Source organism: Glycomyces sp. NPDC021274, assembly GCF_040641195.1.
Classification (GTDB): Bacteria; Actinomycetota; Actinomycetes; order Mycobacteriales; family Micromonosporaceae; genus Glycomyces.
Map to the genome: position 1 here is coordinate 1 of NZ_JBFADC010000014.1, position 21944 is coordinate 21944.

At 70.2% G+C, this 21944-nt stretch carries 18 protein-coding genes; 14 read left to right on the forward strand and 4 right to left on the reverse strand.

The window, feature by feature from the left end; translation table 11 throughout:
• Positions 1-225 precede the first annotated feature (225 nt).
• Together AB0I03_RS23140 and AB0I03_RS23145 are read left to right on the forward strand one after the other, a co-directional pair.
• A complete protein-coding gene (locus AB0I03_RS23140) occupies positions 226-2079 on the forward strand; it encodes a penicillin-binding protein 2 (protein ID WP_360416152.1) in 1854 nt (617 codons plus the stop codon).
• A gap of 88 nt (positions 2080-2167) precedes the next feature.
• On the forward strand, positions 2168-3082 hold the full coding sequence (locus tag AB0I03_RS23145) for a PAC2 family protein (RefSeq protein ID WP_360416154.1): 915 nt from the start codon (positions 2168-2170) through the stop codon (positions 3080-3082).
• Between the two features lie 60 nt (positions 3083-3142).
• Here AB0I03_RS23145 and typA read toward each other — a convergent pair whose 3' ends face one another.
• Positions 3143-5014, reverse strand: a complete 1872-nt coding sequence (gene typA, locus AB0I03_RS23150) for a translational GTPase TypA (protein WP_360416156.1) — start codon at positions 5012-5014, stop codon at positions 3143-3145.
• A 177-nt stretch (positions 5015-5191) separates the two neighbouring features.
• Here typA and gsmA point away from each other — a divergent pair, with 177 nt between their 5' ends.
• The 4 genes from gsmA to AB0I03_RS23170 all read left to right on the forward strand — a co-directional run bounded on the left by gsmA (position 5192) and on the right by AB0I03_RS23170 (position 10752).
• Positions 5192-6253: a sporangiospore maturation cell wall hydrolase GsmA gene (gene gsmA, locus AB0I03_RS23155; protein ID WP_360416158.1), complete on the forward strand. Its 1062-nt coding sequence runs from the start codon at positions 5192-5194 to the stop codon at positions 6251-6253.
• A 317-nt stretch (positions 6254-6570) separates the two neighbouring features.
• Positions 6571-9480, forward strand: a complete 2910-nt coding sequence (gene uvrA, locus AB0I03_RS23160; RefSeq protein WP_360416437.1) for an excinuclease ABC subunit UvrA — start codon at positions 6571-6573, stop codon at positions 9478-9480.
• A 225-nt stretch (positions 9481-9705) separates the two neighbouring features.
• On the forward strand, positions 9706-10314 hold the full coding sequence (locus AB0I03_RS23165; protein ID WP_360416160.1) for a prepilin peptidase: 609 nt from the start codon (positions 9706-9708) through the stop codon (positions 10312-10314).
• Between the two features lie 165 nt (positions 10315-10479).
• Entirely contained in the window at positions 10480-10752 is a 273-nt protein-coding gene (locus tag AB0I03_RS23170) for a hypothetical protein (RefSeq protein WP_360416162.1), read from the forward strand.
• Positions 10753-10925: 173 nt separating this feature from the next.
• On the opposite strand, the gene AB0I03_RS23175 is transcribed toward AB0I03_RS23170, so the two are convergent.
• Positions 10926-13505, reverse strand: coding sequence for a glycoside hydrolase family 9 protein (locus tag AB0I03_RS23175; RefSeq protein WP_360416164.1), 2580 nt, complete (start codon positions 13503-13505; stop codon positions 10926-10928).
• Between the two features lie 98 nt (positions 13506-13603).
• Positions 13604-14590 (reverse strand): LacI family DNA-binding transcriptional regulator, encoded by a 987-nt coding sequence (locus AB0I03_RS23180; protein ID WP_360416166.1) that lies wholly within the window; start codon positions 14588-14590, stop codon positions 13604-13606.
• A 253-nt stretch (positions 14591-14843) separates the two neighbouring features.
• On the opposite strand from AB0I03_RS23180, the gene AB0I03_RS23185 reads away from it, so the two are divergent.
• From AB0I03_RS23185 to nusB, 6 genes are all read left to right on the forward strand, one after another.
• Entirely contained in the window at positions 14844-15197 is a 354-nt protein-coding gene (locus AB0I03_RS23185; RefSeq protein WP_360416168.1) for a cupin domain-containing protein, read from the forward strand.
• Between the two features lie 112 nt (positions 15198-15309).
• Positions 15310-16488 carry a chorismate synthase gene (aroC, locus tag AB0I03_RS23190; protein WP_360416170.1) on the forward strand — a complete coding sequence of 393 codons (1179 nt, stop codon included), beginning with the start codon at positions 15310-15312 and terminating at the stop codon, positions 16486-16488.
• The gene (aroB, locus tag AB0I03_RS23195) at positions 16488-18044 is read left to right on the forward strand and encodes a 3-dehydroquinate synthase (RefSeq protein WP_360416172.1); all 1557 of its coding nucleotides are present in this window, start codon (positions 16488-16490) and stop codon (positions 18042-18044) included. Before aroC ends, aroB begins: the two co-directional genes overlap by 1 nt.
• On the forward strand, positions 18041-18463 hold the full coding sequence (gene aroQ / locus AB0I03_RS23200) for a type II 3-dehydroquinate dehydratase (protein WP_360416174.1): 423 nt from the start codon (positions 18041-18043) through the stop codon (positions 18461-18463). The genes aroB and aroQ overlap by 4 nt, the downstream gene beginning before the upstream one ends.
• 107 nt (positions 18464-18570) lie before the next feature.
• Positions 18571-19128 carry an elongation factor P gene (gene efp, locus AB0I03_RS23205; protein ID WP_270114909.1) on the forward strand — a complete coding sequence of 186 codons (558 nt, stop codon included), beginning with the start codon at positions 18571-18573 and terminating at the stop codon, positions 19126-19128.
• Positions 19129-19130: 2 nt separating this feature from the next.
• Complete coding sequence (gene nusB / locus AB0I03_RS23210) at positions 19131-19571, forward strand: transcription antitermination factor NusB (protein ID WP_360416176.1); 441 nt, start codon at positions 19131-19133, stop codon at positions 19569-19571.
• 66 nt (positions 19572-19637) lie between these two features.
• Here the strand turns inward: nusB and AB0I03_RS23215 are convergent, their stop codons facing one another.
• The gene (locus tag AB0I03_RS23215; protein WP_205325653.1) at positions 19638-20138 is read right to left on the reverse strand and encodes a transcriptional regulator; all 501 of its coding nucleotides are present in this window, start codon (positions 20136-20138) and stop codon (positions 19638-19640) included.
• Positions 20139-20410: 272 nt separating this feature from the next.
• On the opposite strand from AB0I03_RS23215, the gene pyrR reads away from it, so the two are divergent.
• A complete protein-coding gene (pyrR, locus tag AB0I03_RS23220; protein WP_360416179.1) occupies positions 20411-21007 on the forward strand; it encodes a bifunctional pyr operon transcriptional regulator/uracil phosphoribosyltransferase PyrR in 597 nt (198 codons plus the stop codon).
• Positions 21004-21924 (forward strand): aspartate carbamoyltransferase catalytic subunit, encoded by a 921-nt coding sequence (locus AB0I03_RS23225; protein ID WP_360416181.1) that lies wholly within the window; start codon positions 21004-21006, stop codon positions 21922-21924. Before pyrR ends, AB0I03_RS23225 begins: the two co-directional genes overlap by 4 nt.
• Positions 21925-21944: the final 20 nt, after the last annotated feature.

Genomic DNA, 21944 nt, shown 5'->3' on the forward strand with positions numbered 1-21944 from the left:
GGGGGGCGGGGCGGCCGCGCGGGCGCCCCCCCCCCCCCCACCAACCCCCCCCCCGCCCCGGGCCGCCCCCCCGCCCCCCGGCCGCCCCGCCCCCCCCCCCAGGCCGCGGCCCGCTCCCGCGAGCGCCGCCAGCGCGAGACCGGCACGATCACCGAACCGCGCCCGGCCGAACCGGAGCCCGGGCGCACCGCAGTGCGCTCGGAGCCGTTGCGCCGCACCGGGACCGTGCGTCCGACACCGCCCCGCCGCACCGGGCCGATCAACCCGCCGCGCCGCGGCGGCCCGCGCGGCACGGTCCGGCCCACGGGCCCGATCGAGGTCCGGCCGCTCGCGAGCCTGCCGCGCCTCGGCAACCCCCGGCGGCGCCTGCGCATGGCCTCGGCGTTCGTCATGATCCTGCTGCTCATCTCCGGCGCACGCCTGGTGCAGCTCCAGGTCACCGACTCGGCCGCGTACGCCGCGGAGGCGCTGAACCAGCGCCTCACCACCGAGCCGCTGCCCGCCGAGCGCGGCGCGATCCTCGACCGCAACGGCAACCGGCTCGCCTACTCGATCGAGGCCAACTACATCGCCGTCGACCCCGGCATGGTCAAGGGCGACCCCGCCGAGCTGGCCGCGACCCTGGGGCCGCTCCTGGGCCGCAAGGCCTCCGACCTCGAACCGATCATCGCCACCAAGGAGACCGCGCAGGGCGAGCCGATCCGCTTCGCGTACCTGCAGCGCGGCGTCGACCTCGCGGTCGGCGACCAGATCCGCGAGATGGAGAACCCGGGGCTCGTCATCGGCCAGGACGAGAGCCGCATGGTGCCCGGACACGACCTGGCGGCCAACGTCATCGGGTTCACCGGCAGCGAGGGCAACGGCCTCGGCGGCCTGGAGGCCGCGTACGACGACTGGCTCTCCGGCGAGGACGGCGAGGTCTCCTACGAGCGCAGCCAGCAGTCGGGCCTGCCGATCCCCGGCGCTTTCTACCGCGAGGAGGAGGCGTTGCCCGGCAACGACCTCCAGCTCACCCTCGACGACAAGCTCCAGTTCCAGGTGCAGAACATCCTGCAGGAGACCGTGAAGGAGCACGACGCCGAGTTCGGTTCGGCGATGGTGATGGAGGTCGGCTCCGGCGAGATGCTGGCGATGGCCTCCACCCCGACCTACGACGCGGCCAACCCGTTCAAGGTGGACGATCCCGAGGTGTACCGCGACTACGGCACGCAGGCCACTGTGGACCCCGGGTCGATCCACAAGGCGATCGTGTTCGCCGCGGCCCTCGAAGAGGGGTGCATCGAGCCGGACGGCACGATGCCCGTCGAGCAGAGCATCACCAAGGGCGACCAGGTCTACAGGGACGGCTACGAGCACGGCGACGCGGTGCTGAGCCTGGCCGGGATCATCGCCCAGTCCTCGAACGTGGGCACCATCCAGCTCGCCGACTGCATCGGCAAGGAGAAGCTGTACGAGTACCAGCTCGCGTTCGGCCTCGGCCAGCCCACGGGCGTGGGCATCCAGGGCGAGGCCTCGGGCATCCTCCAGGAGCCGCAGCACTGGTCCGGCACCTCCCCGGGCTCGGTCCCGATCGGCCACGAGGGCACCGCCACGATCATGCAGATGGCCGCGCTCTACGGCGCCATCGCGAACGACGGCGTGTACGTGCAGCCCACGCTCGTCGAGCAGCTGATCGAGGCCGACGGCACCGTCGTTGAGCAGCCGGAGCCCGAGACGCACCGCGTCATCTCGCAGGAGACCGCCGAGAGCCTCCAGTACCTGCTGCAGGCGCCCATCGCGGCCGAGACGGGCACGGGCCGCAACGCGCAGCTGGAGAACTACCACCTGGCCGGCAAGACCGGCACCGGCAGCCTCGTCGTCGACGGCCAGTACGCCCCCGGCAACATCACCTCGTTCGTGGGCTTCGCCCCGGCCGAGGACCCGCAGTACGTGGTGGCCGTCAGCGTCTACGTCCCCGGAGGCGGGGGCGGCGGCTCGACCACCGGTGAAGCGTTCAAGGAGATCAACGAGTTCGCCTTGGGCTACTTCGGGGTTCGCCCCGCGACCTCGCCCGCGCCGGTGTTCGACGTCTGGGGGTGACCTTCTCCGAACTTCTCCACGAGGGGGAATCGGGGATCGGCCCCGGGCGTTAGCATCGAAGGCGTCAAGGAAGAAGGAGCCGATTGTTTTGAACGTTGACCCTTGGGCACTGTGCGAGGTCCTGGCGGAACCGGCCGACGCGCGGGGAGCGGTGCTGCTGCACTTCCTCGACGGGTTCATGGACGCAGGCCAAGCGGGTCGCGGGGTGGTGGACCACCTGTTCAAGACCTGCGAGCACACCCCGGTCGCGTCGTTCGACGTGGACCAGCTCATCGACTACCGGTCCCGGAGGCCCAATCTCACGTTCTCGATCGACCGCTGGTCCGACTTCGAGGCCCCGCAGCTGGTCGTGTACCTGATGCGGGACGCCTCGGACAAGCCGTTCCTGCTCATGACCGGCCCGGAGCCCGACTTCGCGTGGGAACGCTTCGTGGACTCGGTGGAGGACCTGGTCGAGCACTGGCACGTGCCGCTCACCCTGGGCTTCCAGGGCATCCCGATGGGGGTGCCGCACACCCGGCCGCTCGGCATGACCGTGCACGCCACCCGGCCCGAGCTCGTCTTCGACAACCGCCCGGTGTTCAACGAGGTCACGGTCCCCGGCAATGCCGCGGGCCTCCTCGAGTACCGCCTGGGCGAGTCCGGTCGGGACGCGATCGGCCTGTCGGTGCACGTGCCGCACTACGTCATGCAGATGACCTACCCGGCCGCCTCGCTCCGCCTCCTCGAGGGCATCCGCGAGGCAACCGGCCTCGACCTGCCCTCCGACGAGGAGCTGGAACTCGAACGCGCCCAAGTGGACTCGGACATCGCCGAGCAGGTCGCCGAGTCCGACGAGGTCGCGGACGTGGTGAAGACCCTTGAGGAGCAGTACGACTCGTTCACCGAGGCCGCCGAGGCCGACGAGATGCTCCAGGACGGCCGGATGCCGACCGCCGACGAGCTCGGCGCGGCCTTCGAGACCTTCCTCGCCGAGCGGCAGCGCGGCGAGGACGACAAGTAACCGCAAGCGCGACGAAAGCGGGCCCGACCATCGGTCGGGCCCGCTTCTCATGTGCAGTGCCTACTTGTTGTGCTTGGCCTTCGAAGCGCTGCGACCGCGCTCCTTCTGGTCGAGCACGACCTTGCGGATGCGCACGGTCTCGGGGGTGACCTCGACGCACTCGTCGTCGCGGCAGAACTCCAGCGACTGCTCCAGCGACAGGAGGCGCGGCGGCACCACGTTCTCGGTGGAGTCGGCCGCGGCCGCGCGCATGTTGGTGAGCTTCTTCTCCTTGGTGATGTTGACGTCCATGTCGTCGGAGCGCGAGTTCTCGCCGACGATCATGCCCTCGTACACCTCGGTGGTCGGCCCGTAGAACAGGACGCCGCGCTCCTGGAGGTTGATCATCGCGAACGCGGTGATGGCCCCGGCCCGGTCGGCCACGAGCGACCCGTTGTTGCGGGTGCGCAGCTCGCCGAACCACGGCTCGTGCTTCTCGTAGATCGAGTGCGCGATGCCGGTGCCGCGGGTCTGCGTCAGGAACTCGGTCCGGAAGCCGATGAGGCCGCGCGAGGGCACGAGCCACTCCATGCGGACCCAGCCCGAACCGTGGTTCGTCATGGTCTCCATGCGGCCCTTGCGGGTCGCCATGAGCTGCGTGATCGCGCCCAGGTGCTCCTCGGGGGAGTCGATGGTCATGCGCTCGACCGGCTCGTGGACCTTGCCGTCGATGACCTTGGTGACCACCTCGGGCTTGCCGACGGTGAGCTCGAAGCCCTCGCGGCGCATCTGCTCGACCAGGATGGCGAGGGCCAGCTCGCCGCGGCCCTGCACCTCCCACGCGTCGGGGCGCTCGGTCGGGAGCACGCGCAGCGAGACGTTGCCGACCAGTTCGCGGTCGAGGCGGTCCTTGACCTGGCGGGCGGTGACCTTGTGGCCCTTGCCGCCCTTGCCGACCAGCGGGGAGGTGTTGGTGCCGATGGTCATCGAGATCGCCGGCTCGTCGACCGTGATGAGCGGCAGCGCGACCGGGTTCTCCGGGTCGGCGAGGGTCTCGCCGATCATGATGTCCGGGATGCCCGCGATGGCGCAGATGTCGCCCGGGCCCGCCATCTCGGCGGGCTTGCGGGTGAGCGCCTCGGTCATGAGCAGCTCGGTGATGCGCACGTTCTGCTGCGAGCCGTCGCGCTTGATCCACGTGACGGTCTGGCCCTTGCGCAGCTCGCCCTCCTCGACGCGGCACAGGGCGATGCGGCCGAGGAAGTTGTCGGCGTCGAGGTTCGTGACGTGGGCCTGGAGCGACGCGCCGGGCGTGTACTCGGGCGCGGGCACGTGCTCGATGATGGTGTCGAAGAACGGCTTGAGGCTGTCGGAGTCCTCCGGAACCGTGCCGTCCTTGGGCTTGTTCAGCGAGGCGACGCCGTCGCGGGCGCAGGCGTAGACGATCGGGAACTCGATCTGGTCCTCGTCCGCGTCGAGGTCCAGGAACAGGTCGTAGGTCTCGTTGACGACCTCGTCGATGCGAGCGTCCGGACGGTCGGTCTTGTTGATGCACAAGATGACCGGCAGGCGCGCGGTGAGCGCCTTGCGGAGCACGAAGCGGGTCTGCGGGAGCGGACCCTCCGAGGCGTCGACCAGGAGCACCACGGCGTCCACCATCGACAGGCCGCGCTCGACCTCGCCGCCGAAGTCGGCGTGGCCCGGGGTGTCGATGATGTTGATGACCATCGCGGAGTTGTCGGCCGGGTTGGTGTAGTGGACCGCGGTGTTCTTCGCGAGGATCGTGATGCCCTTCTCGCGTTCCAGGTCACCGGAGTCCATGACGCGGTCGTCGACGGCGGCACCTTCGCGGAAGGCGCCAGCCTGCTTCAGCATGGCGTCGACGAGCGTGGTCTTGCCGTGGTCGACGTGGGCGACGATGGCGATGTTGCGCAGATCAGAGCGTGTAGACACGACGACCATTGTCGCTCAAGCACGAGACGGACCTGGCGTCAACCCAGGTGATCGCGGACACCAGATTTCGCGCCCACTCACCGAGGGTTGTTCACATTGCGCCTTTCAGTGACAGAAAATCCTTCGATGCCTAGACTGCCGATTATGGGCGTATTCCATATATCTATCCGATTCGTTATGGTTCTCGCGCTCGCCGCCGGGGCGATCCTCGTCGGCGCGGCCCCTGGACACGCCAAGATCACCGGTGCGATCATCGCCACCGAAGGCGGCACGCTCAACGTCCGCACCGGCCCGGCCACCGACCAGAAGGCCGCCGGCACGCTCGCCAAGGGTGCGAGCCCCGAGGTGTTCTGCATGGTCCGGGGCGAGGAGATCAGCGGCCACGTGCGCACCACCGCGACGTGGCTGCGCATCGGGAAGGACCGCTGGATCTCGAACGCGTACGTCACCTGGTCGCCCGCGCAGCCCGTGCCGTGGTGCTCGGCCGCCACCAAGGCCGCCACCAACGCCGCCGTGAGCACGAAGGGCGGCGAGCTCAACATCCGCGCCGCCGCGAACTCGTCGGCCGGACGGCAGGGCGCGTACGCCAACGGCACCGGCATCACCGTCGAATGCCAGGCCTGGGGCCAGGAGGTCGACGGCCCCGTCCGCGACACCGGCGCCTGGTACCGCATCGGCGACAAGCGCTACGTCTCCGCCGCCTACATCAAGTGGAGCGCGGGCGAGCCGTGGCTGCCCTGGTGCGGCCAGGACCCGCCGTCGGTCCCGCGGGGCGGCACCGCGGGATTCATCGACGCGCACGCGCCCGCCGCGCAGGCCAGCGACCGCGCCACCGGCGTGCCCGCCTCGGTGACCATCGCGCAGGCGATCCTCGAGTCCGGCTGGGGCAAGGGGGCCCTGGCCCGCGAGGACCACAACCTGTTCGGCATGAAGTGCTTCGGCTCGCCCGGCGACCACGCCATCGGCTGCCGCGACTACGCCACCTTCGAGTGCAGTCCCACCGGCGGCTGCTTCGACATGAACGCGACCTTCCGCGCCTACGCGAACGTGGCGGCCTCGTACCGCGACCACGGCGACCTGCTCGCGAACTGGTCGCGCTACGCCACGGCCATGGACCACGCGAACGACCCGAAGCGCTTCGCGCGGGAGATCCACAAGGCCGGCTACGCCACCGACCCCGAGTACGCCGACAAGCTCATCGGGATCATGGACGACTACGACCTGTACCGGTTCGACTGACCGGACACGTCACCCGCAAGGCTTGATTCCTGCCGGCGAAGGCGGGTCCGGTCGGGCTGGCGCTCGCGCGTTCGCTTCGACCGGACCCGCCTTCGTATGCGTGAACGGTGAGGCAAACGTCACATCGACGAACGAAAGCGCACGGTGCGGGGGAGTAGCCTCGTATGGCGGAGCCGCTTTCGAACAGCGGGCCTCCCAGAACTGTCGGACCCGAACGTTAGATTCCCACCGTGGCCAACGAGCACCTTCAGACCGATTCCCGAACGCAATCTCCCGCCCGATCGCACACGCCCGCCGAACGGCACGGCGCCGGCACCATCGTCGTGCGCGGCGCGCGCGAGCACAACCTCAAGGACGTCGACCTCGACCTCCCGCGGGACTCGCTCATCGTCTTCACCGGCCTGTCCGGCTCCGGCAAGTCCTCCCTGGCGTTCGACACGATCTTCGCGGAGGGCCAGCGCCGCTACGTCGAATCGCTCTCGGCCTACGCCCGCCAGTTCCTCGGCCAGATGGACAAGCCCGACGTCGACTTCATCGAGGGGCTCTCGCCCGCGGTGTCGATCGACCAGAAGTCCACCTCCCGCAACCCGCGGTCGACGGTGGGCACCATCACCGAGATCTACGACTACCTGCGCCTCCTGTACGCCCGCATCGGCGTCCCGCACTGCCCGCAGTGCGGCGAGGCCATCGTCAGCCAGTCGCCGCAGCAGATCACCGACCAGATCATGGCGATGCCCGAGGGCACCCGCTTCCAGGTCCTGGCGCCGGTCGTGCGCAAGCGCAAGGGCGAGTTCGTGGACCTCTTCGGCGACCTCCAGCAGCAGGGCTACGCCCGCGCGCGGGTCGACGGCGAGGTGTACGCCCTCACGGACGTGCCGAAGCTGAAGAAGCAGGAGAAGCACGACATCGACGTGGTCATCGACCGCCTCGCGGTCAAGGCCTCCGCGATCCAGCGCGTCACCGACTCGGTGGAGTCCGCGCTCGGCCTCGCCGACGGGGTCGTGGTGCTCGACTTCGTCGACGTCCCCGAGGACGACCCGAACCGGACCCGCCGCTTCTCCGAGAAGCTCGCCTGCCCCAACGACCACCCGCTGTCCCTCGACGAGCTCGAGCCGCGCACGTTCTCCTTCAACGCGCCGTTCGGCGCCTGCCCGGTGTGCCACGGCCTCGGCGTGCGCAAGGAGGTCGACCCCGAGCTCGTCATCCGCGACCAGGAGTCGAGCATCCGCGACGGCGCGCTCGCGCCCTGGTCCTCGGTCGGCATGGGCGACTACTTCCTGTTCCAGATCGTCGCCCTCGGCGAGGCGGTCGGCTTCGACGTCGACACCCCCTGGGCCGACCTCCCGGACCGGGCGCAGAAGGCCGTGCTCTACGGCTACGGCGAGACGCTCCAGGTCTCCTACCGCAACAAGCGCGGCCAGCGCCGCTCCTACGAGACGCGCTTCGAAGGCGTCGTGCCGTGGGTCGAGCGCCGCCACCACGAGACCGACTCGGAGTGGACCCGCGAGAAGTACGAGCAGTTCATGCGGGAGATCCCGTGCTCGACCTGCGAGGGGACCCGGCTCAAGCCCGAGGTCCTGGCGGTCACCGTGGAGGGCCTGTCCATCCACGAGGTCTGCACGCTCTCGGTCGCGGACTGCTCGGTGTTCTTCGACGCGCTCAAGCTCTCGAACCGCGACTCGATCATCGCCGCGCCGATCGTGAAGGAGGTCAAGGCCCGCCTGCAGTTCCTGCTCGACGTCGGCCTCGACTACCTGACGCTCGCGCGCGCCGCCGGGAGCCTCTCGGGCGGCGAGGCCCAGCGCATCCGGCTCGCCACGCAGATCGGCGCGGGCCTCGTGGGCGTCCTGTACGTGCTGGACGAGCCGTCGATCGGCCTGCACCAGCGCGACAACAACCGGCTCATCGCGACCCTGGAGCGGCTGCGGGACCTGGGGAACACGCTGATCGTGGTCGAGCACGACGAGGACACGATCCGCGTCGCCGACCACATCGTCGACATCGGCCCCGGCGCGGGCGAGCACGGCGGGCACGTCATCTACTCCGGTCCGGTCGCCGGCCTCACCGAGGCCGAGGGCTCGATCACCGGCGACTACGTCTCCGGCCGCAAGCACATCCCGGTGCCCGAGCAGCGCCGCCCGGCCGACCACGGCCGCGAGCTGGTCGTCAAGGGCGCCACGGAGAACAACCTCAAGGGCATCGACGCGGCCTTCCCGATGGGCTGCCTCGTCTCGGTCACGGGCGTCTCCGGCTCCGGCAAGTCCACGCTCGTGAACGAGATCCTCTACAACACCCTCGCGGCCGAGGTCAACGGCGCGAAGATCGTCGCGGGCCGGCACCGCACGATCACCGGCATCGACGGGGTCGACAAGGTCGTGGGCGTCGACCAGTCGCCGATCGGGCGCACGCCGCGCTCCAACCCGGCCACCTACACGGGCGTGTTCGACAAGGTCCGCAAGCTCTTCTCGGGCACGCCCGAGGCGAAGGTCCGCGGCTGGGGCCCGGGCCGGTTCTCGTTCAACGTCAAGGGCGGGCGCTGCGAGGCGTGCAGCGGCGACGGCACGCTGAAGATCGAGATGAACTTCCTGCCCGACGTGTACGTGCCCTGCGAGGAGTGCGGCGGGGCCCGCTACAACCGGGACACGCTCAAGGTCCACTACCGCGGCAAGACCATCTCCGACGTGCTCGACATGCCCATCGAGGAGGCCGCCGACTTCTTCGAGCCGATCCAGACGATCCACCGGCACCTGAAGACGCTCAACGACGTCGGCCTCGGCTACGTGCGCCTCGGCCAGCCCGCCCCGACCCTGTCGGGCGGCGAGGCGCAGCGCGTCAAGCTCGCCTCCGAGCTGCAGAAGCGCTCGACCGGCAAGACCGTGTACATCCTGGACGAGCCGACCACCGGCCTGCACTTCGAGGACGTGCGCAAGCTCCTCGGCGTGCTCGACGGCCTGGTCGACAAGGGCAACACCGTGATCACCATCGAGCACAACCTCGAAGTGATCAAGTGCTCGGACTGGGTCATCGACCTCGGGCCCGAAGGCGGCGACAAGGGCGGCACGCTCGTCGCGGCCGGCACGCCTGAGGAGGTGGCGGCGATCAGCGCGAGCCACACCGGCGCGTACCTGCGCCCGCTGCTCGGCCTCGACGGCAAGGGCAAAGTCGACGGCGCGGCGGCGCGAAGGGCCAAAGCCGGCAACGGCAGGAAGACCGCCGCCAAGCGCTAGGAGGCCGCTCCGAAGCGCTTGCGCCGACACGCCGGCCGGACCGCTCCGACGGCTCGGCGGGACCGTGGCCTTCCGGCCGAGGGGCTTCCCGCCCGCCGCCCGTGACCGGCATCGCGCCCTCCGGTCCCGCGGTGCCGCAACGGAAGACGCACGACACCGGCGACGCGGCCGAACTCGGCCGCGTCGCTCCCGCATTCGGCCGCAACGGAATGCGAGCATCGCAGCGTGCTCATCCCCGGTGCCCTCTATATCGGCGCGGCCACTGCCGCCCTCCTCGCTGGTCCAGGCCTCGGCCGCTGCGTCGCCCTGGCGACCGACCGCCATCCCGACCCGCGGCTCATCAAGGTCGTGAGCCTCACCGCGGCGCTCCTGATCGCCTGGCGCGCAGACGGACTGCTGCACGGCTTCGCGCTCGGCACCGTTGCCGCGGTCGGCATCGCGGCCGGCTGGATCGACGTCTACCAGCGGCGGTTGCCGGACGTGCTCATCCTCCCCGCCTACCCGCTGGCGGGCACGCTGCTCATCGCCACGGGCGATCCCGACACGCTGCTGCGGGCCGCCGCGTGCGCCGCGACCGCGATGGCGCTGTACGGCATCGGCTGCGCGACCGGCCATGTCGGCTTCGGCGACGTGAAGCTCGCGGGGCTCCTCGGCCTGATCCTCGGCTGGACCGGATGGCCCGCGGCGCTGATCGCGCTCGCGGCCACGGTGCTCATCGGCGGGGGACAGGCCGCGGTCGTCGTGGCCATGGGGCGCAAGGACTTTCCTTACGGTCCCGCGATGCTCGCGGGCACCGCGGCCGCGGTCGCCATCGCGCCTTTCTCTTCCTCATGACCTCGCGTTTCGCCGCGAGAACATGCGAAAGTCTTGCAAATGATTGTGAAAGTGTTTTTTTGGAAGAAACGCCGTGAAATGTCGCGACATCACCGCGGCATCCCTTAGAGTTTCACGCAGTCCCGACAATCAGGACTGTCCAATCACGTCTAACAAGGAGCCTTCATGCTTCGCAAAGCACTCATGGGCGCAGCGGCCGCGGGGGCCGCTACCCTCATCGCCGTCGGCGCTGCTTCGCCCGCGATGGCGTACTCGTCGTCGAACGACTACGACTTCGACCAGAACGACTTCGGCGGGGTCAACGTCCTGTCGAACTTCTGCGTGAACGTCAGCGACATCAACGTGATCCAGGTCCTCGACCTCCTCACGGCCGGCAACGCCTCCTGCGAGTTCGACGACTCGCACGTGTGGATCGACGGCAAGGGCCACAAGGACTAAGCACGCCGCTAGGTGCGGTCTGCGCGGCACCTCATGCGCGGACCGGGCTGCCGCCGGTCTGAGCACGGGGGGCGCCGACCACCAGGCATGTGAGCGGAATTGAGGGGCGGTCCACTGACACCATGGACCGCCCCTTCGCCGTGCTCAGGGTCGCCCGGGGGCGACCCTGACTGCTATCCCGCCGAGCAGGTCACCGATGCGGGGGCGACCGCGGTGCGGGCGTCCTTGCTCCCGATGAGCCCGAACGTGTAAGTCCGGCCCGGCTTGAGCTCGTGGCCGCCGCCCAGTTCGGTGGCGGTCACCAGGTGGCCCTCCTGGACCAGCGCCACGCTCCACGAGTGGACGATCGACTGGCCGGTCGGCAGCGCCCACGTGAGCGTGAGGTCCTTCAGCGGTTCGTCACCGGTGTTGGTGACGATGACCTGCGCGTTGAACCCGCCCGGCCACTGGCCGTTGATCCGGTACTCCACGTTGCACGACGGCTTGCCGGCGACGTCCGCCGCCTGGTCGGCCGCGAAGTTCGCGATCTGCGCGAGCGGGGCGTTCCAGTTGATCGTCAGCTCGTTCGTCGCCCACGACCCGATGTCGTCGATGTAGCACCGCTGCGGCGCGCAGCCGGTGAGCCAGCGCTGCGCGACCGGGTCCCACGTCGACGCCACGGTGTTCGGGCCGCCTGCGAGCGTCCCGGCCGGCGGGTTGGGCAGGCTCGGGTCGAGCTGGTTGGCGTACCAGCGGCTGTGCTGGTTGCGCGAGTCGTGCGAGCCGTACCCGGTCACATAGGAGTTCCCGAGCGCGTTGCGGCCGAGGAGGTAGTCCAGGCCCGTCAGCACGCCGTCGCGGTACCGCGCCTCGCCGGTGAGGTCGAAGGCGGTGGCCACGACCACCAGCTCGTTGAGCACGGCGCTGTTCGAGCCCCAGTCGAAGGTCCCGTTCGAGCCGTAGGAGAGGCCCCACGGGCTCGCGGCCTGCAGCTCCAGGTAGTGGTCGGCGCCGGCCACGACCTGCGCGACCACGTCCTCGCGGCCCGGCAGGGCGTTGGGGACGAGGGCCAGGTCGAGCTTGGCGACCGTCGCCACACTGCCCCAGAAGAAGGCCCCGGGGCCGAAGGTGTCGGCCTCGTGGTGCTCCGAGCCGAGCACGTGCTCCTCATAGGTCTTCGCGCCGGTGGTCAGGAATAGTTCGGTTGCGGCCCAGTAGAACTCGTCGGTGACGTCGTTGTCGCCGTAGGGGCCGCCGCCCGCGCCGCGGTCGACCGCGTACACGTCCGGGTGCGCCAGTGCCGCCGCCCAGGCGGTCTCGGCCGCTTCCAGGGCCTGCGCCGCGAACTCGGCGTCGTAGGGCTCGAACAGCCGGGCTGCCTGCGCGGCCGCGGCCGCCAGGTTCAGCGTCGCCGCCGTCGACGGCGGTTCCAGGAAGCGCGCCTGCGGGTCGTCGGCGGGCATGAGCGGCAGTCCGGTCCAGTTCTCGTCGTGGATCTTGTGGTGGGCCATGCCCGCCAGCTCCTCGCCGGCGGGGACCTGCATCGCCATCAGGAACTCGATCTCCCAGCGGGCCTCGTCGAGGACGTCGGGGACGCCGTCGCCGTGCTCGGGGATGCGCAGGCTGCCGTCGCCGAGGCGGCTCACGTCGCCGGTGGGGGCGTGCAGGGCCCGCTCGTAGACGCTCATGACCTGGGCGACCGAGATGCCGCCGTTGACGACGTACTTGCCGTGGTCGCCGGCGTCGTACCAGCCGCCGGTCACGTCGAGCGTGTAGTCGCAGGCGCCGCCGTAGCAGGGGACCGCCCCGTCGCCCTGGTTGGGCGCGACGTCCACGTGCCCGGCCTCGCGGCCGTAGCCGGGGGCTATGCCATCGTCAATGGCGATGCCCGAGCGCTGCGGGTAGTAGAACGACAGCGCGTCGACCGCCATGTCGCCGTAGACGTCGCCGCCGATGGCGAACGGGTAGGAGGTCTCGCCGTCGGCGGTGAGGGTGAAGCCCTCGCCGGTGGCGGTCGCGGCGGAGAAGTCGATCACGTGCACGGACTCGCCCGAAGTGGACTCGTCGCCGTGCGGGGAGGACTCGCCTTGGGCGACCAGGGTTCCGGCGGCGTCGTGGAGCTGCCACGGGACCGGGTCGGTCGCGTCGGTGACCAGGGTGGCCTGCTTGGGGGCGTCAGGGAAGTACGCGACCTGGTTGACCCGTACGCGCGGGCCGGTGTCGGGGTCGTAGACGGGCGGTTCGGCTCCGGTGAGCAAGGCGACCTCCGATAGGCAGAACTGCCACGGCTCGGCGTGGCGCCCGATCTGGAACGCCAACTGCGCGTCACTCCAGTCGGTGTTGGCGGTGAAGCTGTAACTGTAGGTCTGCGCCTCGGCGGTCAGCCCGGGGAACTCCTCGAGCGCGGTGGGCCAGGGGTCGACGTCGCGCTGGACCAGCGCCCGGACGCTCAAGTCGGCCGAGGCCCGCGCGGTGAACCGGAGCTCGTAGGACTCGCCCGCGACGAGCGGGAGGTCGTTCTGGCCGATGATGGCGTCCCAGGCGTTCAAGGTGCCGCCGGGGACGTCGAGGCACCATTCGCCGTCCGCCGCTTCGCCGGTGAGGTTGGCGGTCGACCACCAGCCGGTGGTGCCGGAGGCGAAGTCGCCGTTGGTGATCAGGTTCGTGGGTTCCTCGTCCTGCGCCAGCGCGGCCGGAGCGGCGGCGGCCGATCCGAGGAGGAGGGCGGTGATGACGGCGACGCCGAGGCGCCGTCGCGAGTGCGGTCGCGGCATGGAGTGCTCGCCTCCGATGGGGTTTGGGAGCGTTACCACCCGACATCCTGTCATTGAAATACATGGATGTCAATACGTGCGGACGGCCGCGGGCGCGGCTACCGGTTGCCCGGCGGACCGCTCGTGCCGCGCACGACCAGCTTCGACTCGAGCTTGAGGTACACGCCCGGTTCCCTTGCGCCCCTGAGCTGCTCGTCGGCCGCCTCGACCGCCAGCTGCGCGAGGCGCGGCACGTCCTGGCGCACCGTCGTCAGGTCGATATGGCTCAGCCCGGCGATGTGGCTGTCGTCGTAGCCCACGATCGAGACCTGCTCGGGGATCTTCACCCCGGCCCGGGTGAACACGTCGAGCAGGCCGATCGCGCACTGGTCGTTCGCCGCGAACACCGCCGTCGGCAGGGGCGCGTCCTCCTCCAGCAGCAGCCGCGCCGCCTCCGAGCCGCCTTCCTGGGAGTGGTTCCCCGGGATCACCCGGATGCGGTCGGCCAGCCCGTGCGCGCGCATCGCGTCGCGGTAGGCCCGCCGCCGCTCCGGCCCGCCCGGCCGGTTGCCCGCGTCCACGTGCACGATGTCGCGGTGCCCGAGGCCCACCAGGTAGTCCACCACCTCGCGCGCTCCGGGCCGGTCGTACGAGGTCACCACGTCGACCCGGGGGCTCTTGATGTGCCGTCCGAGCACCACTGTGGGCACCCTCGAGCCCAGTTCGCACACGTCCTCGTCGGGGATCGTGGGGCCGCAGAGCAGCAGCGCCTCGCTGCGGTGGCCGATGAGCGCCTCGATCGCGTTGTGCTCGTTGCGGGTGGGCACCGTCGCGCTCAGCACCAGGTCGTAGCCGAGCTCCTCGGCCGCCGGATAGATCGCCTCCACGAGGTCGATGTGGTAGGGGTTGCGGGCGGTGAAGAGCACGCCGAGGACCTTGCTGCGGCCGCGGGCGAGCAGCCGCGCGGCCATGTCCGGCTTGTAGCCGAGCCTGGCGGCGGCGGCGAAGACCCGCTCGCGAGTGTCGGGACTCGCGCCGGGCTGGCCGCGGAACACCAGCGAGACCAGTGCCCGCGAGACGCCGACCTCCGCGGCGACGTCCGCCATGGTCGGCTTGCGAGACCGCGGTGCCGGGGAGCGGTCTGGGGATTTCCGCGCGTGCTGGGGGCTCATCGCGTCCTTCCTTATGCAGCTTTGTTGAAAGTTCCAGTATCGAGGGGATGACCTGGGAACGAAGTGCCCAGTGTAACCACCTGCCTCCAGGAACCCGGGTTTCAGCAAGCCCTTGCATCCGTCCCGGCCCTTGAACGTGAACATCCCTCTCAATGCGGGCATAGACTCGACCCAGGGGGAGAGAACCATGAGTCAACTCGCGATCAAGAACTTCAACCAACCGGACGAGTCCGTGAACCTGAGCGGCCACGGACAGAAGGACACGGTGATGATCGACGGCATGCCCGTCGAACGCGCCGAATTCACGAAGGGCTGGCGCTGGTCCAACGACGTCAAGCCCATGGCGGGAACCGACACCTGCGAGGTCCACCATCTGGGGTACTGCCTCGAAGGGCACCTGATGGTCCACATGAACGACGGCACCGACAAGGACATCCGCGCCGGCGACGCGTTCGAGATTCCGCCGGGCCACGACGCGGAGGTCATGGGCGACGACAAGGTCGTCCTCATCGACTTCGGCAAGGCCCACTACAGCAAGTAGGCACCACTCGGCCGCTCCCGGACACGCGGGGCGGCCGCAACGCGCCCAGACCCTGGGACACGCCTTCCACCAGGTGCCTGATCACATCCGGCCGGGTGGCAGACTTGACCGCGTGTTGCGATGGATGACAGCTGGAGAATCTCACGGACCCGAACTCGTGGTCACGCTCGACGGCCTGCCCGCCGGGATCGAGCTGACCACCGGCGCGGTGGCGGCCGAACTGGCCCGCCGCCGCCTCGGTTACGGACGCGGCGCGCGCATGAAGTTCGAGGCCGACGCCGTGAGCTTCATCGGCGGCGTCCGCCACGGCCGCACCCTCGGCTCGCCGGTCGCCATCCGCGTCGGCAACTCCGAGTGGCCCAAGTGGGAGACCGTGATGGCCGCCGACCCGGTCGACCCCGCCGAACTCGCCGGGATCGCCCGCAACGCCCCCCTCACCCGGCCCCGCCCCGGCCACGCCGACCTCGCCGGGATGCAGAAGTACGACCACGACGACGCCCGCCCGATCCTCGAGCGCGCCTCCGCCCGCGAGACCGCCGCCCGCGTCGCCGGCGGCACCGCCGCCAAGGCCTTCCTCAAGCAGGCCTTCGGCATCGAGATCGTCTCGCACGTCAAGGCCCTCGGCCCCGTCCGCGCCAAGGAAGGCCTCGTGCCGACCCCGGCCGACGCAGGCGCCGTCGACGCCGACCCCCTGCGCTGCATGGACCCCGAGGCCTCCGCCCGCATGGTCGCCGAAGTCGACGCGGCCAAGAAGGACGCGGACACCCTCGGCGGCGTCGTCGAGGTCCTCGCCTACCACCTCCCGCCCGGCCTCGGCTCCCACGTCCAGTGGGACCGCAAGCTCGACGCCCGCCTCGCCACCGCGCTCATGTCGATCCAGTCGGTCAAAGCCGTCGAGATCGGCGACGGCCTCATGCAGGCCGCAGTGCGCGGCTCCTCCGCGCACGACGAGATCGTGCCCGGCCCCGACGGCGTCCAGCGCCTCACCGACCGCGCCGGCGGCCTCGAAGGCGGCATCACCACCGGCCAGCCGCTGCGCGTCTCCGCGATGCTCAAGCCCATCTCCTCGCTGACGCGCCCGCTGCGCACCATCGACACCACCACCGGCGAGCCCGCCGAGGCCATCAACCAGCGCTCCGACGTCTGCGCGGTCCCCGCCGGGGCCGTCGTCGCCGAGCACATGGTCGCCTACGTCCTCGCCGAAGCGGCCCTGGAGAAGTTCGGCGGCGACTCGGTCGCCGAATCCCGCCGCAACTTCGAGCAGTACCTCGAACACCTGCGGGTGAAGTAGTGGCGCTCGTCGTCATCGTCGGACCCCCGGGCTCGGGCAAGACCACCATCGGGCGGGCGCTGGCCGCCGCGCTCGACGCGCCGTTCCGCGACGTCGACGCCGACATCGCCGCCGCCGCGGGCAAGCCGATCCCGGACATCTTCGTGGACGAGGGCGAGGAGCACTTCCGCGCCCTCGAACGCGAAGCCGTGCGCCGGGCCGTGGCCGAGCACGACGGCGTCCTCGCCCTGGGCGGCGGCGCCGTCCTCGCCGAGGCCACCCGCAAGCTCCTCGCCGATGTCACCGTCGTCCACCTCCGCGTGGACCTCGGCGAAGCGGTGAAGCGCACCGAGATCGACAAGGGCCGCCCGCTCCTGCAGGTGAACCCGCGCGCCACGCTCCGGCGCCTCATGGACGAGCGGCTGCCGCTCTACCGCGAGGTCGAGACCTTCGCGATCGACACCACCGGAAGGGACGTGGACGAGCTGACCGCAGCGATCGTTGCGAAGCTCGCCGTCCGCACCGTCACGGTGAACGACGCCGAGCAGCCCTACCCGGTCCTCATCGGACGGGGCACCACCGAGCGCTTCCCCGAGTTCCTGGGCAAGGCCTCGCGGGTCGCCGTGCTCCACACCGCGAGCACCGCACCGCTCGCCGAACGCATCGGCGGCCTGTGCCCCGACGGCGTCGAGGCCACCCTCATGGAGCTGCCCGATGCCGAGGACGGCAAGGCCGTCGCCGTCGCCGAGCAGGTCTGGGAGGCCCTCGGGGCCGAAGGCTTCACCCGCACTGACCTCGTCGTCGGCGTCGGCGGGGGAGCCGTCACCGACCTTGCCGGGTTCGTCGCCGCCTGCTGGCTGCGCGGCGTCGCCGTCGTCCACGTCCCGACCTCGCTGCTCGGCGCGGTCGACGCGGCCGTGGGCGGCAAGACCGGCGTGAACACCGCCGCGGGCAAGAACCTCGTCGGCGCCTTCCACCCGCCCCGCGCGGTCCTGGTCGACCTCGACCACTTCGCGACCCTGCCGAGGCGCGACCTCGCCGCGGGCCTCGCCGAGGTCGTCAAGGCCGGTTTCATCAGCGACCCGGTGATCCTCGACCTCGTCGAAGCGGACCCCGAAGCGGCCCTCGACGCCCGGCACCCGGTCGTCGCCGAACTCGTCGAGCGCGCCATCGCCGTCAAGGCCGAGGTCGTCGGCTCCGACCTCAAAGAGGGCGGCCTGCGCGCCATCCTCAACTACGGGCACACCTTCGCCCACGCGGTGGAGAAACTCGAGCACTACCGCTGGCGCCACGGCGACGCCGTCGCCGTCGGCATGGTCTACGCCGCGCACCTGAACGCGATCACCGGCCGCGTCGACCTCGTCGAACGCACGAAGTCGGTGCTCGCCTCGCTCGGCCTGCCGACCACGTACGAGGCCGGACGCTGGGACGACATCCTCAAGGTCATGAAGATCGACAAGAAGAACGTCGGCGCCACCCAGCGGTTCGTGCTCCTGGACGCCCTGGCCGAACCGGTCGTGGTCGACGACGTGACCGCCGACCAGCAGCGCGAGGCCTATGAGAGGCTGACCGCATGAAGACCTTGGTGCTGAACGGCCCCAACCTCAACCGGCTCGGCAAGCGGGAACCGGCGATCTACGGCTCCCAGACGCTCGCCGACCTGGAGGAGCTGTGCGTGACAACGGGCAAGGAACTGGGCCTGGAGGTCGACTTCCGCCAGACCAACCACGAGGGCGAACTCCTGGAGTGGCTGCACGAGGCCGCCGACAACGGGTACCCGGTCGTGCTCAACGCCGCCGCCTGGACCCACACCTCGGTCGCGATAGGCGACGCCTGCGCGCAGCTGACCGCCCCGCTCGTGGAGGTCCACCTGTCCAACGTCCATAAGCGCGAGGCGTTCCGGCACCACTCGTACGTCTCGGCCCACGCGGTCGGCGTCATCGCGGGCCTCGGCCCGAGCGGCTACACCGCCGCACTGCGGTTCATCTCGGCATAGATCCGCTGCGCCGCCCACCACAGCCGGAGCGGCCGCAGCCCTGACCAGCCCGGCCGCCCGCTAGCATTGACGGTCAACTCCAACCTCAACCGAAAGAGACGACGCCCGTGGCATCCACGAACGACCTCAAGAACGGCCTGGTGCTCAACCTGGAGGGCCAGCTCTGGCAGGTGCAGGAATTCCAGCACGTCAAGCCCGGCAAGGGCCCGGCGTTCGTGCGCACCACGCTCAAGCAGATCCCCTCGGGCAAGATCGTCGACAAGACCTTCAACGCCGGCACCAAGGTCGAGACCGCGAACGTCGACCGCCGCAACATGACCTTCCTGTACAAGGAAGGCGACGACTTCGTCTTCATGGACACCGACACGTACGACCAGATCCCGGTCGGCCCCGGCGTCGTCGGCGACGCCGCCAAGTTCCTCCTCGAGAACTCCGACGCCACGGTCGCCCAGCACGAGGGCAAGGTCCTCTACGTCGAGCTCCCCGCCTCGGTCGAGCTCACCATCACCTACACCGAGCCGGGCCTCCAGGGCGACCGCTCCTCCGGCGGCACCAAGCCCGCCACCGTCGAGACGGGCGCGCAGGTCCTCGTGCCGCTGTTCATCGACAACGGCGAGAAGATCAAGGTCGACACCCGCGACGGCAAGTACCTCTCGCGGGCATAGGCGTGGCGAAGGAACAGCACGATCCCAATCGGCTCACCGCCCGCACCAAGTGGCGGATGCGGGCCGTCGAGATCCTGTACGAAGCCGAGAGCCGCGACACCGAGCCCTCCAAGGTCCTCGCCGAGCGCGCCGACCGGGCCTTCACGGACCCGGAGGCCCCGCGCCTCCCGGCGTACGCGGAGCAGCTCGTGCGCGGTGTCGCCGCGAACCTGGACGAACTGGACGCCGTGCTCGGCAAGGCCTCCACGAGCTGGTCGGTCGAGCGGATGCCCGCCGTCGACCGGAACGTCCTGCGCGTGGCCCTCTACGAGATCCGCCACGTCGACGACGTCGACACCGCCGTGGCCATCAAAGAGGCCATGCGCGTGGCGCTGCAGATCGGCTCCTCGGACGACACCTCGTTCGTGAACGCCGTCCTCGACGCCGCCGCCAAGGCCGGATAGCTCCAGCGAACGCGAAAGCCGGGTCTCCCTCATGGGGAGGCCCGGCTTCATCCGTGCTCGGGAGACCTACTCGGCGTCCGAGGCGAAGAACGCCTGGAGGTCGTGCACGAGGACACCGAAGTCCTCGAGCTTCTCGATCAGGCCCGAAGGCGTGGTCGAGTAGACCACGGCCAGGGTGTAGAGGTCGTCGGCGCGGATCGAGAGGATCCGGCCGTTGTAGTCGCCGCGGCGCTGCTGGATCGAGCGCGCCAGCTTCGCGACGTGCTCCAGGTCGGAGTCCGGGTGGTCGTACAGCGCCTCGAGGTTGAGGACGATCTTCTCGGCCTGCTCGACCGGGAGCGGCACGCCCTCGGGAAGCAGCTCCGAGACGGGGATCCGGTAGAAGTCGGCCAACTCGGCGAGACGGCTCACGGTGATCGACCGGTCGCCTCGCTCGTAGGAACCGATGACGACGGCCTTCCACTTGCCGCCGGACTTGTCCTCGACGCCTTGCAGCGACAGCCCCTGCTGCATGCGGATGTCACGCAGCCGGTTGCCGAGCGCCTTGGCGTAGTCAGATGTCGCCATGCTGGGATCAACTCCAATTTTCGGTACGAGAGGAATCCTATTCTTGACTACGGTCGGTCACCATCGGCCGTTGGGGTGCCCCCAAACAGTGTTCTTCGTCGCGTAGGCCCCACACAACCGCCTGGCAAACCCGGCAAAAACTGACATCACGGCCGCTACCGGCCCCGTTGATTTGGGATCGGCCTTTACGCTCCGTCACCGGCGGCGTAAGCTGGCGCGCGACGAAACCATTCTTTAACAGACCGTCCAGTGAGGCGGAGAAGGAGGTTCGCGTGGTTTCCCCTGCCCTCAGGCAGCCAGAGGAAGACCCGTCGGGCGAGCACGGCCTCTCAGGCAAGCACATCCTCTCGGGCGAGGACATCGGTCGCATCCTCGACCGCATCGCCCACCAGATCCTCGAGAAGACCAAGGGCGCCCCGGACACCATGCTCCTGGGCATCCCCACCCGCGGCGTGGCGCTGGCCGGGCGGCTCGCCGACCGGATCCGCCGCTTCGCCGGCCTCGACGTCCCGGCCGGGACCCTCGACATCACGCTCTACCGCGACGACCTGCGGCGCAACGCGCTCCGGGCCCTCGGCCCGACCGACCTGCCGCCCGGCGGCGTCGACGACCAGCGCGTCATCCTCGTGGACGACGTCCTCTACTCCGGGCGCACCGTCCGCGCCGCGCTCAACGCGCTGTACGACCTCGGCCGCCCCGCGAGCGTCCAGCTCGCCATCCTGGTCGACCGCGGCCACCGCGAGCTGCCGATCCGCGCCGACTACGTCGGCAAGAACATCCCCACCGCGCGCGACGAGTCCGTGGCCGTGCGCCTGACGGAGTACGACGGTCTCGACGCCGTGATCCTGACCGGAGGCCGGGAGCGATGAAGCATCTGCTCACCACCAAAGAGCTCACCCGCGAGGAGGCCGAGCTCATCCTCGACGTCACCGGGCAGATGGCCGAGGCCGTCACCGGCCGCGAGGTCCCGAAGCTCCCGGCGCTGCGCGGGCGCACCGTCGTGAACCTCTTCTACGAGGACTCCACGCGCACCCGCACCTCCTTCGAGACCGCCGCCAAGCGCCTCTCCGCGGACGTCGTGAACTTCGCGGCCAAGACCTCGAGCGTCAACAAGGGCGAGAGCCTGCGCGACACGGCGCTCACCCTGCAGGCCATGGGCGCCGACGCGGTGGTCATCCGCCACCCGGCCGCCGGGGCCCCGCAGCGGCTCACCGAATGGCTCGACGGCGCGGTGCTCAACGCCGGGGACGGCACGCACGCCCACCCGACGCAGGCCCTGCTCGACGCCTACACGATGCAGCAGCGCCTCGGCGGCGTCGAGGGGCGCACCGTGGCGATCGTGGGGGACATCCTCCACTCGCGCGTGGCCCGCTCCAACATCTGGCTGCTCGCCAAGCTCGGCGCGAACGTGCGCCTGGTCGGCCCGCCCACGCTGCTGCCCAAGGACATCGACGACTGGCCCGTCGAGATCGGCTACGACCTCGACGCCAGCCTCAAGGGCGTCGACGCGGTGATGATGCTCCGCGTGCAGCACGAGCGCCAGAACGCCGCGTTCTTCCCCACCGCGAACGAGTACTCGCGCCTCTACGGGCTCGACGAGCGCCGCCTCGGCCTCATGCCCGACCACGCGATCGTCATGCACCCCGGCCCGATGAACCGCGGCATGGAGATCGCCGCGGCGGTCGCCGACTCGCCCCGCGCCACCATCACCGAGCAGGTGACGAACGGCGTGTGGGTCCGCATGGCCGTCCTCTACCTGCTGCTGACGAACGGAGAGAGCAAGTGAGCGACCCGCTCAACGGCACC

What these genes read in the sequence shown, in the direction of transcription:
- gsmA (WP_360416158.1), top strand. Translation starts at nt 5,192, where the DNA reads ATGGTTCTCGCGCTCGCCGCCGGGGCGATCCTCGTCGGCGCGGCCCCT.
- AB0I03_RS23170 (WP_360416162.1), top strand. Translation starts at nt 10,480, where the DNA reads ATGCTTCGCAAAGCACTCATGGGCGCAGCGGCCGCGGGGGCCGCTACC.
- AB0I03_RS23175 (WP_360416164.1), bottom strand. Translation starts at nt 13,505, where the DNA reads ATGCCGCGACCGCACTCGCGACGGCGCCTCGGCGTCGCCGTCATCACC.
- AB0I03_RS23180 (WP_360416166.1), bottom strand. Translation starts at nt 14,590, where the DNA reads ATGGCGGACGTCGCCGCGGAGGTCGGCGTCTCGCGGGCACTGGTCTCG.
- AB0I03_RS23185 (WP_360416168.1), top strand. Translation starts at nt 14,844, where the DNA reads ATGAGTCAACTCGCGATCAAGAACTTCAACCAACCGGACGAGTCCGTG.
- aroQ (WP_360416174.1), top strand. Translation starts at nt 18,041, where the DNA reads ATGAAGACCTTGGTGCTGAACGGCCCCAACCTCAACCGGCTCGGCAAG.
- AB0I03_RS23215 (WP_205325653.1), bottom strand. Translation starts at nt 20,138, where the DNA reads ATGGCGACATCTGACTACGCCAAGGCGCTCGGCAACCGGCTGCGTGAC.
- AB0I03_RS23225 (WP_360416181.1), top strand. Translation starts at nt 21,004, where the DNA reads ATGAAGCATCTGCTCACCACCAAAGAGCTCACCCGCGAGGAGGCCGAG.